Origin of the sequence: Acinetobacter johnsonii ANC 3681 (assembly GCF_000368805.1) — a bacterium.
In the GTDB taxonomy this organism is placed as follows: Bacteria; Pseudomonadota; Gammaproteobacteria; order Pseudomonadales; family Moraxellaceae; genus Acinetobacter; species Acinetobacter johnsonii.
The window spans coordinates 418,292-435,176 of record NZ_KB849704.1 but is presented as its reverse complement, the minus strand read 5'-3'; the positions used below and the strand labels follow the sequence as shown (position 1 = coordinate 435,176).

The window sequence follows — 16,885 nt, the reverse complement described above, 5'->3', positions numbered from 1 at the left end:
TATCTAGCTTTATAACTAAATCAAGTTGTTTGCAGTGATTTGAACCACAACACCAACTGTTTGGGTGTTGTATAGTCAAGCCTCACGAGCAATTAGTATTGGTCAGCTTCACATATCACTATGCTTCCACATCCAACCTATCAACGTCGTAGTCTTCAACGGCTCTTTAGAGGACATAAAGTCCTAGGGAAATCTTATCTTGAGGTAGGCTTCCCGCTTAGATGCTTTCAGCGGTTATCCCTTCCGAACATAGCTACCCGGCGATGCGACTGGCGTCACAACCGGTACACCAGAGGTTCGTCCACTCTGGTCCTCTCGTACTAGGAGCAGATCCTCTCAAATTTCCAACGCCCACGGTAGATAGGGACCGAACTGTCTCACGACGTTCTAAACCCAGCTCGCGTACCTCTTTAAATGGCGAACAGCCATACCCTTGGGACCTGCTTCAGCCCCAGGATGAGATGAGCCGACATCGAGGTGCCAAACACCGCCGTCGATATGAACTCTTGGGCGGTATCAGCCTGTTATCCCCAGAGTACCTTTTATCCGTTGAGCGATGGCCCTTCCATACAGAACCACCGGATCACTAAGACCTACTTTCGTACCTGCTCGACTTGTGGGTCTCGCAGTTAAGCGCGCTTTTGCCTTTATACTCTACGCGTGATTTCCGACCACGCTGAGCGCACCTTCGTACTCCTCCGTTACTCTTTAGGAGGAGACCGCCCCAGTCAAACTACCCACCAGACATGGTCCTCGTCCCGGATAACGGGACAGAGTTAGAACCTCAATATTACCAGGGTGGTATTTCAAGATTGGCTCCACCGAAACTAGCGTCTCGGTTTCAAAGCCTCCCACCTATCCTACACAAGTAAGATCAAAGTTCAATGTCAAGCTGCAGTAAAGGTTCACGGGGTCTTTCCGTCTAGCCGCGGGTACACCGCATCTTCACGGCGAATTCGATTTCACTGAGTCTCTGCTGGAGACAGCGCCCCCATCATTATGCCATTCGTGCAGGTCGGAACTTACCCGACAAGGAATTTCGCTACCTTAGGACCGTTATAGTTACGGCCGCCGTTTACTGGGGCTTCGATCAAGAGCTTCGCTTACGCTAACCCCATCAATTAACCTTCCAGCACCGGGCAGGCATCACACCCTATACGTCCACTTTCGTGTTTGCAGAGTGCTATGTTTTTAATAAACAGTTGCAGGGGCCTGGTTTCTGTGGCTGCCAATAGCTCAAGGAGTAAATCCTATCACCGTCGGCAGCGTACCTTCTCCCGAAGTTACGGTACCATTTTGCCTAGTTCCTTCAGCAGAGTTCTCTCAAGCGCTTTGGTCTACTCGACCTGACCACCTGTGTCGGTTTCGGGTACGATTCCTATGTAACTGAAGCTTAGAGACTTTTCCTGGAAGCATGGTATCAGCCACTTCACTGTACAAGTACAGCTTGCTATCAGTTCTCAGCATAGAGTACCCCGGATTTGCCTAAGATACATGCCTACAACCTTCCACCTGGACAACCAACGCCAGGCTGACTTAACCTTCTCCGTCCTCTCATCGCATTACATAGAAGTATTGGAATATTAACCAATTTCCCATCGACTACGCCTCTCGGCCTCGCCTTAGGGGTCGACTCACCCAGCCCCGATTAACGTTGGACTGGAACCCTTGGTCTTTCAGCGTGCGAGTTTTTCACTCGCATTGTCGTTACTCACGTCAGCATTCGCACTTCTGATACCTCCAGCATACTTCTCAATACACCTTCATCGGCTTACAGAACGCTCCCCTACCACTTGCAATAAATTGCAAATCCGCAGCTTCGGCATATAGTTTTAGCCCCGTTACATCTTCCGCGCAGGCCGACTCGACTAGTGAGCTATTACGCTTTCTTTAAAGGGTGGCTGCTTCTAAGCCAACCTCCTAGCTGTCTATGCCTTCCCACATCGTTTCCCACTTAACTATAATTTTGGGGCCTTAGCTGGCGGTCTGGATTGTTTTCCTCTTGACTACGGACGTTAGCACCCGCAGTCTGTCTCCCGGATAGTACTCATTGGTATTCGGAGTTTGCATCGGTTTGGTAAGTCGGGATGACCCCCTAGCCGAAACAGTGCTCTACCCCCAATGGTATTCGTCCGAGGCGCTACCTAAATAGCTTTCGGGGAGAACCAGCTATCACCGAGTTTGATTAGCCTTTCACCCCTATCCACAAGTCATCCCCTGGCTTTTCAACGACAGTGGGTTCGGTCCTCCAGTTAGTGTTACCCAACCTTCAACCTGCTCATGGATAGATCACCCGGTTTCGGGTCTACACCCAGCAACTAAACGCCCTATTAAGACTCGATTTCTCTACGGCTCCCCTATGCGGTTAACCTTGCTACTGAATGTAAGTCGCTGACCCATTATACAAAAGGTACGCAGTCACCGAACAAGTCGGCTCCCACTGCTTGTATGCATGCGGTTTCAGGATCTATTTCACTCCCCTCACAGGGGTTCTTTTCGCCTTTCCCTCACGGTACTGGTTCACTATCGGTCAGTCAGGAGTATTTAGCCTTGGAGGATGGTCCCCCCATATTCAGACAAGGTTTCACGTGCCCCGCCCTACTCGACATCATCATATAAGCCCTTTCGTGTACAGGACTATCACCCACTATGGTTGCACTTCCCAGAGCATTCCACTAGAACTTATATGACTTAATGGGCTTTTCCCCGTTCGCTCGCCGCTACTGAGGGAATCTCAATTGATTTCTTTTCCTAAGGGTACTGAGATGTTTCACTTCCCCTCGTTCGCCTCGTATGACTATGTATTCATCATACGATACCTGCCTTATGACAGGTGGGTTTCCCCATTCAGAAATCTCCGGATCACAGGATATTTGCCGCCTCCCCGGAGCTTATCGCAGGCTATTACGTCTTTCATCGCCTCTGACTGCCAAGGCATCCACCACATGCACTTAATTACTTGACTATACAACCCCAAACAGTCGATCGTTCCTACAAGTGAGAACGTTCAACATTACAGTTTGAAGTACTGTGCACTTAAGCACCGTACAGCTTCAATTCAATTCACATACCAAAACGCTTGATTCAGTTAATTTCGCTAGTAACTCATTTCATTCAACGTTAACAATTGCTTGTTAAGTTAACTAAAACGAGTATGAACAAATTATTTCAACTCAAATATATTCTGTTAATGATTTTTCCAGCCTTCGTCAGGTCAGGAAACTGTGATAAATCACAGAAGTTAATAAGTTATCTACTTACTAATTTCTGTAATCCAACCTATCTGCGCGAAGCATAGCTTCTTGCTTAAATTTCAAGGAAAAGCATGCTTTTCTTGTCTTGAAATTTGGTGGAGACTAGGAGAGTCGAACTCCTGACCTCCTGCGTGCAAAGCAGGCGCTCTACCAACTAAGCTAAGTCCCCAGCTTATCAATAAGTCAATGTCTCTGCTTTTCTGTATTCAGCATTTAATAATGCTTGTTAGTCAGATTTGGTGGGTCTGACAAGACTTGAACTTGTGACCCCACGCTTATCAAGCGTGTGCTCTAACCAACTGAGCTACAGACCCTCAGATACATCGTCATGAAGAACAACTTGTTGTGGATTCTTACCAATCGTCAATCTTTCGTTAAGGAGGTGATCCAGCCGCAGGTTCCCCTACGGCTACCTTGTTACGACTTCACCCCAGTCATCGGCCACACCGTGGTAAGCGTCCTCCTTGCGGTTAGACTACCTACTTCTGGTGCAACAAATTCCCATGGTGTGACGGGCGGTGTGTACAAGGCCCGGGAACGTATTCACCGCGGCATTCTGATCCGCGATTACTAGCGATTCCGACTTCATGGAGTCGAGTTGCAGACTCCAATCCGGACTACGATCGGCTTTTTGAGATTAGCATCCTATCGCTAGGTAGCAACCCTTTGTACCGACCATTGTAGCACGTGTGTAGCCCTGGTCGTAAGGGCCATGATGACTTGACGTCGTCCCCGCCTTCCTCCAGTTTGTCACTGGCAGTATCCTTAAAGTTCCCGGCTTAACCCGCTGGCAAATAAGGAAAAGGGTTGCGCTCGTTGCGGGACTTAACCCAACATCTCACGACACGAGCTGACGACAGCCATGCAGCACCTGTATGTAAGTTCCCGAAGGCACCAATCCATCTCTGGAAAGTTCTTACTATGTCAAGACCAGGTAAGGTTCTTCGCGTTGCATCGAATTAAACCACATGCTCCACCGCTTGTGCGGGCCCCCGTCAATTCATTTGAGTTTTAGTCTTGCGACCGTACTCCCCAGGCGGTCTACTTATCGCGTTAGCTGCGCCACTAAAGCCTCAAAGGCCCCAACGGCTAGTAGACATCGTTTACGGCATGGACTACCAGGGTATCTAATCCTGTTTGCTCCCCATGCTTTCGTACCTCAGCGTCAGTATTAGGCCAGATGGCTGCCTTCGCCATCGGTATTCCTCCAGATCTCTACGCATTTCACCGCTACACCTGGAATTCTACCATCCTCTCCCATACTCTAGCTTCCCAGTATCGAATGCAATTCCTAAGTTAAGCTCAGGGATTTCACATCCGACTTAAAAAGCCGCCTACGCACGCTTTACGCCCAGTAAATCCGATTAACGCTCGCACCCTCTGTATTACCGCGGCTGCTGGCACAGAGTTAGCCGGTGCTTATTCTGCGAGTAACGTCCACTATCCAAGAGTATTAATCTCGGTAGCCTCCTCCTCGCTTAAAGTGCTTTACAACCAAAAGGCCTTCTTCACACACGCGGCATGGCTGGATCAGGCTTTCGCCCATTGTCCAATATTCCCCACTGCTGCCTCCCGTAGGAGTCTGGGCCGTGTCTCAGTCCCAGTGTGGCGGATCATCCTCTCAGACCCGCTACAGATCGTCGCCTTGGTAGGCCTTTACCCCACCAACTAGCTAATCTGACTTAGGCTCATCTATTAGCGCAAGGTCCGAAGATCCCCTGCTTTCCCCCGTAGGGCGTATGCGGTATTAGCATTCCTTTCGGAATGTTGTCCCCCACTAATAGGCAGATTCCTAAGCATTACTCACCCGTCCGCCGCTAGGAAATGTAGCAAGCTACATCTCCCCGCTCGACTTGCATGTGTTAAGCCTGCCGCCAGCGTTCAATCTGAGCCATGATCAAACTCTTCAGTTAAAAATCATTAGTAGCTTATGGCTACAAATCTTGGCTCATCAATTTTCTGACAAATATTTCTCAAATAAACTTCGAGTAATTTTTACCTTCAATCAATGAAATATTTTCGATCGATCAATCAGTAAAAATCCACACAAGTTGTTCTTCATAATCTCTTAATGATCTTCTTGCTGATTCGTCATCAGCAAGCTAGGTCGGCTATACTACTCTCTTTCAAGAAGAAGTCAACTGGTTTTGTTAATTATTTTTAAACTTATTCAAGACTTCCAGATTCTACCGCTTGGGCTAAATCCTTGTTTCTCAACAAGTTTTAATCAACATCACCGCCGATGGATGTGCATTCTACAGCATTTCTAATCCAACACAACCCCCTTTATTCAATTATTTATAAAAAAACTTCCAACTGTTTACTTATTCAGCAAAATAACACTTTTTTACTAACATTTCTTAAAATTTGATTTAACAATGAGCAATAAAGAGCTGTTAATATAGTTAAAAGATTATTTTTTTAATTCACCTGCTGATTATAAAGTTCCGGAACTCTTTTATATGCAACACATTCGCCACTTATGTGCTGGTCTACTCTTTGTAGGCTTTACAACATTTGCATTTGCTGAAGATGTAGCGCCTACAGCTGCCAGCGAAATAGATACCAGTGCTGATCCGCAAACAGCCCAATCTTCTTCTTCGCTTAAAGAATTAAAGAATATTAAAGCAAAAGATTTAAAAGTAGATGCCAATGCGGCACAACCTGATAATGTAAAAGATCCACTTCAACCTTTAAATAGACAAATTTTTGCCGTCAATGATGCTTTAGACCGTGCGATCGTTCGCCCAATTGCGGTGGAATATAAAGAAAAGATCCCTTCACCGATTCGTGACTCTTATAGTGGCTTCCGTAAAAACCTCGGTGAACCTTGGAATGCGGTAAACCAACTTATACAAGGTCGTCCTGGCCGCGCCGCAAAAACTTTAGGTCGATTTACCATTAATACGGTAACTACTTTAGGTTTTGCAGATCCTGCTTCGCGTTTAGGTTTAGAAACTGAAGATGAAAACTTTGGTACGACTCTCGGCTATTGGGGGGTTCCATCTGGCCCATACCTAGTACTTCCTGTTTTTGGGCCAAGTACTTTCCGTGATGGCTTTGGCTTGGTTATTGACGGCTATGCACGCCCACAAAGATACATATTAGAAGATGAAGAAGGCCTGTATTGGGCGGAACAGACTTTACGTGGTATTGATGTGCGATCACAACTGATTGATATTGAGGGTGCAATTCAAGGCGATAAATATTCTTCAATACGTGATATTTACTTACAACGTAAAAACTTCATTATTGCTGAGAAAAAAGGCCAAGAAGCGGAAGGGATGTTTATTGATGATCTTGGCGATGATGATTCATCTAACTCTCCATCAACCAATGAATCGCATCAAATGTTAGATACGGAATAACAATGTATTGCGGCTAGAGTTGAATTTTTTTTCTCTAGCTGTAATTTGCTTGTTATAGTAAGGCAATAGCTTAATGCTAAGGATAAGCCATTTTTTTTATGTATTTCATTCAACCCTCTCGCCATATTCCATATTTAGAACAGGTGCTAGACACACTACCAAGTGTGCAAATGATTCGCATAGAAGACATTGATCTTTATGACCCGACTATTATTGCTATTGCCGATATCCAAGATTATTTAGATTATAAATGGACACTGCCCACCATTGTCCTTGCCTTTGAAAATGAAGGTAGTGCTTTAGCTCAAGCTTGGGAACTCGGTGCTTTAGCAGGTTGGATGTGGAATAAACTCCCCAGTAACCCTCAACAATCCTTACTCAAAATTGATGCACAATATAAACGTAATCAAGATAGTCGAGATCTGCCTTCCGCAGCAGAGTTACAAAAGCGACTTTTACCAAATCCTATAGAACTCCAAAATTACACCGTTGAAACATTTTTTCAGCCTTCTGCTTATTTGTCTGGAGACTGGTTTGATTATTGGAAAATTAGCGATAAAGAAGTGATGTTCTATTTGGCTGATGTATCCGGTCACGGGGTCACCAGTAGCTTATTAACCTCTTGGATGGCGGCTTTTCATGGTCGTGCCAAAACACCGCGTGAACTCATTAAGAAACTTAATGGCATGTTGGTTCAAGAGAATATTGAAAAGCATATCACCATGATTGCAGGGATTTTAAACCTCGAAACCCATCAACTTCGTTGGTCGAGCGCAGGACATTACCCCCCCGCAATTATCTTCGAGCCGAATCAAGCTCCCAAAATATTACATACCAGTAGTTTTCCTTTGGGCCTTACTGAAGAGCTAGAAGTTGAAGAGCATGAATGTGTGCTCAATCGTCATGCCCGCTTCATTATTTGCTCCGATGGTGCACTCGAACCCTTCAATGGTGGACTGAATGATCAGTTCACACAATTGGTCTATCATTTGCAAAATCAATCCTTTGAAGCACCAGAACATGTTGCAGACGATATTGCCATTTTAAGTTTACGTCGAATGAATTAATTAAATTATCAATAACTTATTACAATATCCTATCTTCTAAGACTGTTAGATACTTGAGTAAGTATTTGCCCTATGGGATAATTTCCTATCCTTCTCTGCAAATGGCATTTATATGTCAACAGGTCATGTTGAATATGCAAGCTTGAATGGAACGCATATTTTTAAGCTTATTGGCGAAGTGCGTGCCCAATCTTGTATTAGTCTAGACAAACTTTTAAACCGTATTGAACAACAGTCAAATGTTGTTGGTGCAATCGTAGATTTAACTCAAACTACATTCATCGACAGCACGGTGTTAGGCATTTTGGCAAAGTTAGGCTTAAAGCTTAAACAGATCCATAATATCCAAGCTGTCATGTTGTCCACCAACTCTGATATCACTACCTTAGCCAACAGTATGGGGCTAGGGCAGGTTTTTGTGATTTTAAACTACTGTGGCGATCCAAATGTTTGTACCCTCGAACTGATGGAAGAGCACATTACGCATCGTAATATGTTAAACACGGTACTAGATGCACATAAGACTTTGATGAAACTGAATCAAAGTAATCAAAATATGTTTGAACCTTTGGTCAAACAGTTGCAAAAAGAACAAGACAGCCTCGATCAAGTGTCACAGCAACAAAACGCATAACAACAAATTTTGTAGGCCCATTTATGACTTTACTTTCTGTTGTACAGATGAACTCTCAAAATGACATCGAAGCAAACTTCCTTGTCATTGAGTCTCTCATTCAACAAAGTAAAGCAAATTGTGCTGAACTTATTGTGTTCCCCGAAAACTTCGTTTGTTTTGCCGCAGGTAAACAACGTGAGACCGCAGCACAGTTTGAAGACATTCAAAAGCGTTTAGAAAATCTTGCTCATCAATATCAGATCTGGATCGTTGCCGGTACTCTCCCATGCCCGTTCCGTCCAGATGGTTCTGTTATTGAGGATGGTCGTGTTCGTACTGTCAGTCTTTGCATTAGCCCTGAACGGACCGAAGCACGTTATGACAAAATTCATTTGTTTGACGTACAAGTTAGCGATGCTGTGGGTGGCTACCAAGAATCTAAGTTTTTTGAACCTGGTACTGATGTCGTTGTGGCAAAAACACCTTTTGGTAATATTGGCTTAATGGTTTGCTATGACTTACGCTTTCCTGAACTGGCTTTAACTTTACGCGCGCGTGGAGCAAATATTTTGACTGCTCCTGCTGCATTTACCTACACCACTGGGCAAATGCACTGGCAGTTATTATTACAAGCCCGTGCGATGGATAGCCAAAGCATCGTGTTAGGCGCCGCACAACAAGGCTGGCATGGTGAAAAGAGACAAACTTGGGGACATGCAGCGGCAACCAACAGCCGTGGTCAAGTTTTGGATTTGATTCTTAACCCGGGCGCACAGTTGATTACGGTACCTTTTGACTTGGCAGAACAAGCTCAAATTCGTGAAAGTATGCCGTTGATGCAACATCGGAAATTAGTACAGTTTTAATCAAGCCGTGATCTTTTAAGACAACTTCATTCTTCGCACAAAACCTCATGATGATTCGCTGCTGCTCTTTCATTGAGTAGCTTTAGCACACTAAATGCATGAATCTATCCCCCTTTTTAAATTGATAAAGTTTCCGTGCTTTCAGTTCTTGTTCACATCAACAAGCCCGATTGAGAATTTTTTAAAAAACAATAATAGGCATTCATATCATTGATTTTTAATTAATTAAACCTTCAACCTAATCGTAAGCACACTCTGTATAAATTTACAAAAACACTGCTTATTCTTTCTGCAATTTAGGACAGGATAAGGACTCAAATACAATATTCAGGGAATCACAATGTCTTTAGAAAAAGTAGTTTATACAGCACATGCTAAAGCGACAGGTGGCCGTGATGGTCGCGCAACCTCTTCTGATGGAATTTTAGATGTAAAACTCACCGTTCCTAAAGAAATGGGCGGCGCAGGTGGTGGAACCAACCCTGAACAGCTTTTTGCCGCAGGTTATTCTGCATGTTTTCTAGGTGCAATGAAGTTTGTTGCTAACCGTGACCAATTAAAAATTACACCTGATGTTTATATCGAAGGTGATGTAGGTATTGGCCCGATTCCAACAGGCTTTGGTATTCAAGTGACCTTGAACATTCATTTAGAAGGTTTAGAGCAAGCAGAAGCGCAAAAATTAGTGGATTCAGCACATATTGTTTGTCCTTATTCAAATGCAACGCGTGGCAATATTGATGTGACGTTGAATGTAATTGTTTAAGTCATCTCTTCTATCCTAAAGTCATAGCTTTGGGATAGAGATTTCATAACTTACAAGGATTTGGAAATATCTTTTTAAATTTCTTTTGATCATCGATTTCATCTGCCAGCAAAATCAAATTTCCTTTTTGATCAAAATAAGAAGTGCCTTGGAACACCGTGTATTGGGCAATATCAAAAATAGGGACATTTTGAAAAATAGGGTGCTGAGTACTGATCAAAGTATGTCTTTTTTTCGAATTTAATTGGCGAGCTGTGATTTTATTGTGTTTAGAATCAGTTTCAATTAAACAATTACTCTTCGTATCAATAGCGATAAATTCTTGAGTCGCATCATCTTCTTGTTTATTTCTAGATAGAAAACTATGAGCTTGACATGGGCTACCACATGACATTTGAACATGATAATAACTTTGATTTAAACGCTCAATGTTTGGTGATTTCATACCGCCATAAACTTTTTCCTTCTTGCCATTGGTATTTCTAATGACATCACATGACCACTCCATTTCATCATGGCATTTTTTATAAACATTAAAAGTTTCATCTTTTGCAAAACTGAGAGGAGTAAAAAATACCATACCACTCAACACACCAAACAAGGCTAAGGATTTATTCATCATTATAAAGTTCTTTATTTTCATTCTAAAAGTAAAACGGACGCTGCCATACAAACACATCAGGTAATTTCAGGATAATACAACTACACGCATAACCCGTATCTACTAGTCGATATTCTATTATTCAGCCGCTTCATTGGTCACACGCAATACTTCTTCCAACGTAGTCTTCCCTGCCAACACTTTACGCAAACCATCATCACGAATAGAGCCTGAGTATTGTCGTGCATAACTTTCTAATTCATATTCAGCAGCATTGCCATGAACTAAACGACGCATTTGATCATCCACAGCGACAATTTCATAAATTGCCGTCCGTCCCGTAAAACCCGTATGTGAACAACGTTCACAGCCATTCGGTTGAGGTAACTGAAGTTCTGTTTTTGGATTCAAATGCTGAAACAGTTGTGTTTCAAAAGTATCGGCTTCATGCCATGTCACACAATGACTACATAAGGTGCGCACTAAACGCTGTGCAATGACACCAATCAAAGAACTCGACAGCAAAAACGGCTCAATGCCCATGTCTTTTAAACGGGTCACCGCACCAATGGCCGTATTGGTATGCAGTGTGGATAAAACCAAATGCCCTGTGAGCGATGCTTGTACCGCAATTTCAGCCGTTTCCAAGTCACGTATTTCACCCACCATGACTACATCAGGGTCTTGACGCAGCATGGCCTTTAAGGCTCTCGCAAAAGTCATATCGACTTTGGTGTTGACTTGTGTCTGTCCAATCCCTTCCAGTTGATATTCAATCGGGTCTTCTGCGGTCAAAATATTTTTCGAACCATCATTAAGGTCTGAAAGCGCTGCATAAAGTGTCGTGGTTTTACCCGAACCTGTTGGCCCAGTGACCAAAATAATCCCGTGTGGTCGATGCACCAATTGGGTTAAACGCTCATAGTCAGGTTTCAATAAGCCCAAATGGGTCATGTTCAAACGACCGGCTTGTTTATCTAATAAACGCATCACCACACGCTCGCCATGTGATGATGGCAAAGTCGATACACGCACATCCACTTCACGACCGGCTAAACGCAGTGAAATACGCCCATCTTGCGGAATCCGTTTTTCGGCAATATCCAGTTTTGCCATAACTTTAATACGAGATACTAATAACGGTGCGAGTTCACGGCGGGGTTGAACAATTTCACGTAATTGCCCATCCACTCGTAAACGCACCGATAGTTTCTTTTCAAAAGCTTCAATATGAATATCGGAGGCGCCAACACGAATGGCTTCAGACAATAATGCATTAATCAAACGAACAATTGGGGCATCATCTTCTTGATCCATCAGATCTTCAGCTTCAGGCACTTGGTCAGCTAAACTGAGTAAATCGGGATGATCTTCTAAACCAGCGGCCACTTGTTGTGATTCGCCACTGTCCCCTGCATAGCTACTGCTTAAAAGCTGGTGAAATTCTTCATCACTACACAGTTGATGTTGTGCTGCCACACCTAAAAAACGACGTGCCTCTTGCAAAGCCAACAACGGGGTACTTTCACGGCGCACAATAAAAGCTTGATCACCTTCGTAACGCAACAGCACGCCATGACGCTTCGCAAAACTATAGGGAATTTGTAATTGTTTAAGCACTTGCATCTTAAAATTATAATAATGATGAAAAATATTATTTTGAGTGTACTCTAAGCATATGACAGCGTGAAGTCTGTTTTTCACTGATTTGCAATATAAGGAAATGTGCTGTTGCCTAATATGAATGAACTGTTTGAATCGGATAGCCCCAATTTAAAATGGTGGGGGGAATACAACTTTGAGTTGAATCAAGCCCGTGCGTGGCAGTTCGGCTCATTACTTTTTCGCCTCACCCGCGGTCTACAAGAATGGCGTTTAGAGTTCCATCGTCCTCAAGTTCAGTATGACTATGAGCAAAAATGGCATGCGATAGAAGACCCTCATTTCGCCTTTCCACAACCCGTTGAAATTAAACGCTACATGTTTAAAAACACTCACCATACGATCCAACTGATGCCACGTTTGGCCGATCGTTCAGTGGTGATTAAACCTGTCGATCCGATTTATATTCCAGCTGGTCAGCGCGGCACGCTGTATATCAGCACCCCGTTATGGATTTCGGGCTTTATTGAAGGTCAGCGAGATCCCCTATTTGATATTCCTGTGATTTTACCCAAAGAAACTTGGTTTGGGCCAAACCACCGTACAGGTGAAATTGCCTACGCTACAGCTGTCGATGGTCGAACTGAATTGCATCAACTCAAACCACGTGCATTTCGTGCAGTGACGCCCATTGAGTTCCACAACACCAGCCATTTACAACTGCGTTTTGACCGCATGAATGTGCCTGTTTCCGCCCTGCCTTTATTTTATAGTGAAAGTACGGATCGACTTTGGACATCGCAAATTAAAGTCTTGCATGAAGGCGCCGATCGACCACCGCGAATCCGTATCGAAAACCGTACGCCTCCTCATGCAGGCAAAGTGATTTATGTACATCCACCTCGCTCTTCGGCGAGTGCGTTATTTAATATGTTTGATTCATTCTTCTAAGGGGGAAATATGCCAAACTCAAATATTCCCCAAGAAATTACCAGTAGCCTAAAAGGCATTTTCACCAACATCAATACAGAACGATTAACAGAAATCTTAATTGCCTTAGTGCTGTGTTTTGTTGGTTTTCTCTTGGCACGTCTGGTTTCAAATACATTTATCCGAACCATTGGCACCAAGTTTAACGCCCACCAACGGTTGGTCTGGCGTCGTGGTATTTTTTACTTTATTTTCCTAATTTTTGTGATGGCTAGCCTCAAAGAAGCTGGTTTTAAACTCAGTGTATTTTTAGGTGCCGCAGGTATTTTGACGGTTGCTTTGGGTTTTGCCTCACAAACCTCTGCATCCAACTTAATCAGTGGTTTGTTCCTAATTGGTGAAGGTTCTTTTGAAATTGGTGACACCATTTCAATCACCCTTATTCGCGGCAATACCATTGAAGGTGAAGTCATTTCAATTGACCTCCTCTCGGTTAAGTTACTCACTCAGGACAACATTTATGTACGACTACCGAATGAACAACTGATTCGAGCCCCAGTTCATAACCTCTCTAAGTTTCCAATACGGCGTATTCCCATCACCCTAGCGATTAACTTTCATGAGAACATCATTAAAGTACGTGAAGTGCTGATTGATGTCGCCAATAAATATCCTTTGGTGCTTGCAGACCCTAAACCTGCCGTCACCGTCACCGCCTTTCGTGAGTCTTCTATTGAACTACTGTTTGCTGTGTGGTGTCAGCAAGAACACTTTTTACAAGTGCGCGATGAAATGCAGGAACGTATTCGTAATGGTTTCTTGGATAACCAAATCGAAATTCCTGTGCCGAAAATGGGCTTTGTCGATCATCCGCTTTCGCGTCCTTTATCCAATGAAGAAATTGATCAATATGCCAATGCACAAGCCTTGAAACGAGAACCGAACATCAAGTAAATCGTCTCAGCTCCTTATATAAATCCAGACATAAGGAGCTGAACTTGTTTAATTGGTCTTTTCCTCAAGTTCAGGCATCGGCGCAATATACGCAATCACCAACATCACCAAACCCGCGCCTAAAAATGAAATCACGCGAGTGATTGTCCCTATATGAGATAAGTCAAACAAGACTAATTTCAATGTCACCAATACCAAAATACAGCCACCAAAAATCCAAAGTGAGCGCAAATTACGCTTGGTTGCTGTCAGCATGCAAATGAAGGCCAAACTGACCCAAAGCAAAGTAAAGCTGAGTTGCACCAAGGCGTTTTGCCACATTTGCCAGTCATTATAGGGTGTTGCAAAATAGACATGCAGCGCACGTAGCACCACATAACTACTGAGCCAGAGTAGACTCGACATCATCAAAATAGCACCCAGACTTTTTTCCAAACCCGCTTTCATTTGTAAATTCAGCATCCAAATGAAACCGATCAGCATCGCAATACTGACCAAGTCAAATGGGTTGAAAATGGGTAACCAGTATCCTGCAAAAGCTTGTTGGCTAAAGATCTGAGAACACACGATCCAAAACAACATGAGCACTAAGGTGTTGCGTGCCCGCCAAAACTGTCTCCATCGCGTTTGAGTCGGTTGTGTATAGCACCATGCAGCAAAGGCCAGCGGTAAAATGACCATGCTCAAATACGGCATACTTGGAATGAGAGTTAAGCTGGTCAGCGCCAAACTCAGTAAAGTACCCAAACTCACCCACTCCTGCTCATCCTCCACACCCTGTAACGGGCGAAGCCACAGCAACGTGAGTAATCCACTCGTTAAAGCAAACAATAGACGGTCTAAACCAGACTGCCACATAATGATGCCATCATGGCTCAGGTCAACCAAGAAAATGAAGGCAATTGCATACAGCGGAATCAGGCCAATCCATTTGGGTAATAGCCATGACCAACTGGCTTTGCGGTAGAGCAACCATTCATTCAGCACTGTATATAAAAGCACGATGATCAGTAGCGCCATCGTCACCTGACTTTTACTGTCGATTTTATCCAAAAGTAGGATAAACAACATGCTGGTTGCTGAAAGCAGTTGTAAGCAAAAAAAGGCAATGGTGGCAAAAGACAACTGTTGTCTAAAGCGCTCTACACTGTTGGCAACGGCAACCACAGCAAAATAACTCAGACACAGCGCCCAATAGACTTCCGTTGGAAAACGATTGAGCTCCACCACATAGTACAGACTTGAGAGCCCTGCCACGGCCAATAAGCCCATCGCCAAATAACGACTCAGGGCGGAATTTCGATATAAGGCATACATAAAGATCAGTGCACCCTCAACACTCCACCCCACCACACCCCACTGATCAGGCAGCAAAATAGGGGGAATCAGCGCCAAGAAAACCAAGGTCAAACTGAGATAACTTTGTGCAATCAACTCAACACTGTGGGATCTTTTTAGCAGTTGATAAAGCATGGCATAGAGCGCTGCAAAGCCTAGACTAAAGTCTGCCTGCCAAATTGTTTCCTCAAAATACATCACATACAAAAAAGCAAAAGCAACAATGGGGGCAGCAAAAATCAAAGCCACATCCAAGATCGGTTTTAACTTAAACTGAGTTAAATCCTCACGCGCCAACAGTTGACTATAACGAAAACTCAACCAAATAAAGACCGCACTATGTGCCAAAACCAACACGGCTAGCATGCCTCGCTCAGGCGCTTTACCCTGGTAAAAGGCATAAGCGCCACCTACGACCACAGTCATTATAAAAGCAATTTGATTGAGGACTTTCCATGGTCTTAACGTGCTTAAAACCGCGACCGCAATATTGATAACCAAATAGTAGGCCACCAGCTCTATCGCAGTGGCATTCCGTACAGGTAAAGTAAAAGGCGCCAAATAAGCAATGATCATCGCCATCAACGCCAGCTCAATCGACTGCTGTTTTAAACTGAGCCAAAGTGTAATCGCCATCACCACCACAAAGCACAGGCTCGCAGTCGCTAAACTTGCAATCACACCGTTGTAGTAAGCAAAAAACAAAGTCAAAAATAAGCCTGACAGTCCAAGTGCTTCCAAAGCCAAAGCAAAACTGCGGTTCTTTTGTAGGAGTGCGCAACCAAAGACTACAACACCTACACTTACAGCAGCAACGAGGCTAAGCTTTACCGCGAGACTCAACTGCCAATGTTCGGTGGCAAAGCGTAATAATAAAATAAGCCCAATCAGCAGTATCACAATCGCAACTTTTAAGACAGGATTGCCCTGCCAAAACCAGCGTTTCACTTGCTCACTGAGACTTAAATCATCTGTGTTGTTTAGAGTAGTGGGTAAAGAGGGAGAATTTTCAGATTCTGTGAATCGGTCAGATATCACCTGATGTGGCTGTGCTTGCACGGATAACAATAGATATTCTAGGCGACGTAACCAACGAAAGAAAAAGAACAACCAACCACTGATACCCAATCCAATGAGTCCGCCCCATTGCCCCACCATACCGATCAAAATGACGAAAGCAGCAAGGTAAAGCGGCACTTTTGACGTTGGCTGAAAAGCAATGCCCCGTTGTTCCGCCAAGGTCATACTAGGGTTTTCAATGCTATCAACATAGTGCATAACACTCATGATCAAAGCAATTCCACACAATGCACTCAACAGCGGTACAGCCAAAAACCATGCTGCAATAGCAACAATTGTGAGCCCCATTAACCACATCATGCGAATTTCACGCTGTCCAGTTTGCATCCGTTCTCGATCTCTTTTTCTCATCTTCAAATAATACATCAGCTTGTGGTACATCTTTAAGCGGATAACCGTAACCATCTATGCCAATCGGTACATCAATACACTTTGTTCTGCAT

At 43.8% G+C, this 16,885-nt stretch carries 10 protein-coding genes, 2 tRNA genes and 2 rRNA genes; 7 read left to right on the top strand and 7 right to left on the bottom strand.

Annotated features, from left to right (window positions below; genetic code table 11):
- Positions 1-71: 71 nt before the first annotated feature.
- From F946_RS04280 to F946_RS04265, 4 genes are all read right to left on the bottom strand, one after another.
- A 23S ribosomal RNA gene (locus F946_RS04280) occupies positions 72-2,965 on the bottom strand.
- 382 nt (positions 2,966-3,347) lie between these two features.
- Positions 3,348-3,423, bottom strand: a tRNA-Ala gene (locus F946_RS04275).
- Positions 3,424-3,491: 68 nt separating this feature from the next.
- Positions 3,492-3,568: transfer RNA gene (locus F946_RS04270), tRNA-Ile, on the bottom strand.
- Positions 3,569-3,629: 61 nt separating this feature from the next.
- Positions 3,630-5,167, bottom strand: a 16S ribosomal RNA gene (locus tag F946_RS04265).
- The 16S and 23S rRNA genes sit together here with 2 tRNA genes alongside, the layout of an rRNA operon.
- Before the next feature lie 549 nt (positions 5,168-5,716).
- Between F946_RS04265 and F946_RS04260 the strand changes: the two genes are divergently transcribed.
- The 5 genes from F946_RS04260 (at position 5,717) to F946_RS04240 (ending at position 9,937) form a co-directional block, all read left to right on the top strand.
- The gene (locus tag F946_RS04260) at positions 5,717-6,622 is read left to right on the top strand and encodes an MlaA family lipoprotein (RefSeq protein WP_004979229.1); all 906 of its coding nucleotides are present in this window, start codon (positions 5,717-5,719) and stop codon (positions 6,620-6,622) included.
- Between the two features lie 98 nt (positions 6,623-6,720).
- Positions 6,721-7,689: an RsbU family protein phosphatase GigA gene (gigA, locus tag F946_RS04255; RefSeq protein WP_004692240.1), complete on the top strand. Its 969-nt coding sequence runs from the start codon at positions 6,721-6,723 to the stop codon at positions 7,687-7,689.
- Between the two features lie 112 nt (positions 7,690-7,801).
- Complete coding sequence (gene gigB / locus F946_RS04250) at positions 7,802-8,323, top strand: anti-anti-sigma factor GigB (RefSeq protein ID WP_004979226.1); 522 nt, start codon at positions 7,802-7,804, stop codon at positions 8,321-8,323.
- Between the two features lie 23 nt (positions 8,324-8,346).
- Complete coding sequence (locus F946_RS04245; RefSeq protein WP_004979224.1) at positions 8,347-9,171, top strand: carbon-nitrogen hydrolase family protein; 825 nt, start codon at positions 8,347-8,349, stop codon at positions 9,169-9,171.
- Between the two features lie 340 nt (positions 9,172-9,511).
- Positions 9,512-9,937, top strand: coding sequence for an organic hydroperoxide resistance protein (locus tag F946_RS04240; protein WP_004979220.1), 426 nt, complete (start codon positions 9,512-9,514; stop codon positions 9,935-9,937).
- A 43-nt stretch (positions 9,938-9,980) separates the two neighbouring features.
- Here F946_RS04240 and F946_RS04235 read toward each other — a convergent pair whose 3' ends face one another.
- A complete protein-coding gene (locus F946_RS04235) occupies positions 9,981-10,559 on the bottom strand; it encodes a hypothetical protein (RefSeq protein ID WP_035326390.1) in 579 nt (192 codons plus the stop codon).
- A gap of 117 nt (positions 10,560-10,676) precedes the next feature.
- Positions 10,677-12,164, bottom strand: a complete 1,488-nt coding sequence (gene gspE, locus F946_RS04230; protein ID WP_004979214.1) for a type II secretion system ATPase GspE — start codon at positions 12,162-12,164, stop codon at positions 10,677-10,679.
- A 114-nt stretch (positions 12,165-12,278) separates the two neighbouring features.
- Here gspE and F946_RS04225 point away from each other — a divergent pair, with 114 nt between their 5' ends.
- Entirely contained in the window at positions 12,279-13,091 is an 813-nt protein-coding gene (locus F946_RS04225) for a hypothetical protein (RefSeq protein ID WP_017396988.1), read from the top strand.
- A 9-nt stretch (positions 13,092-13,100) separates the two neighbouring features.
- On the top strand, positions 13,101-14,024 hold the full coding sequence (locus tag F946_RS04220; RefSeq protein WP_004692251.1) for a mechanosensitive ion channel family protein: 924 nt from the start codon (positions 13,101-13,103) through the stop codon (positions 14,022-14,024).
- Between the two features lie 48 nt (positions 14,025-14,072).
- On the opposite strand, the gene F946_RS04215 is transcribed toward F946_RS04220, so the two are convergent.
- Entirely contained in the window at positions 14,073-16,769 is a 2,697-nt protein-coding gene (locus F946_RS04215; RefSeq protein WP_004979211.1) for a DUF2339 domain-containing protein, read from the bottom strand.
- Between the last annotated feature and the right edge of the window lie 116 nt (positions 16,770-16,885).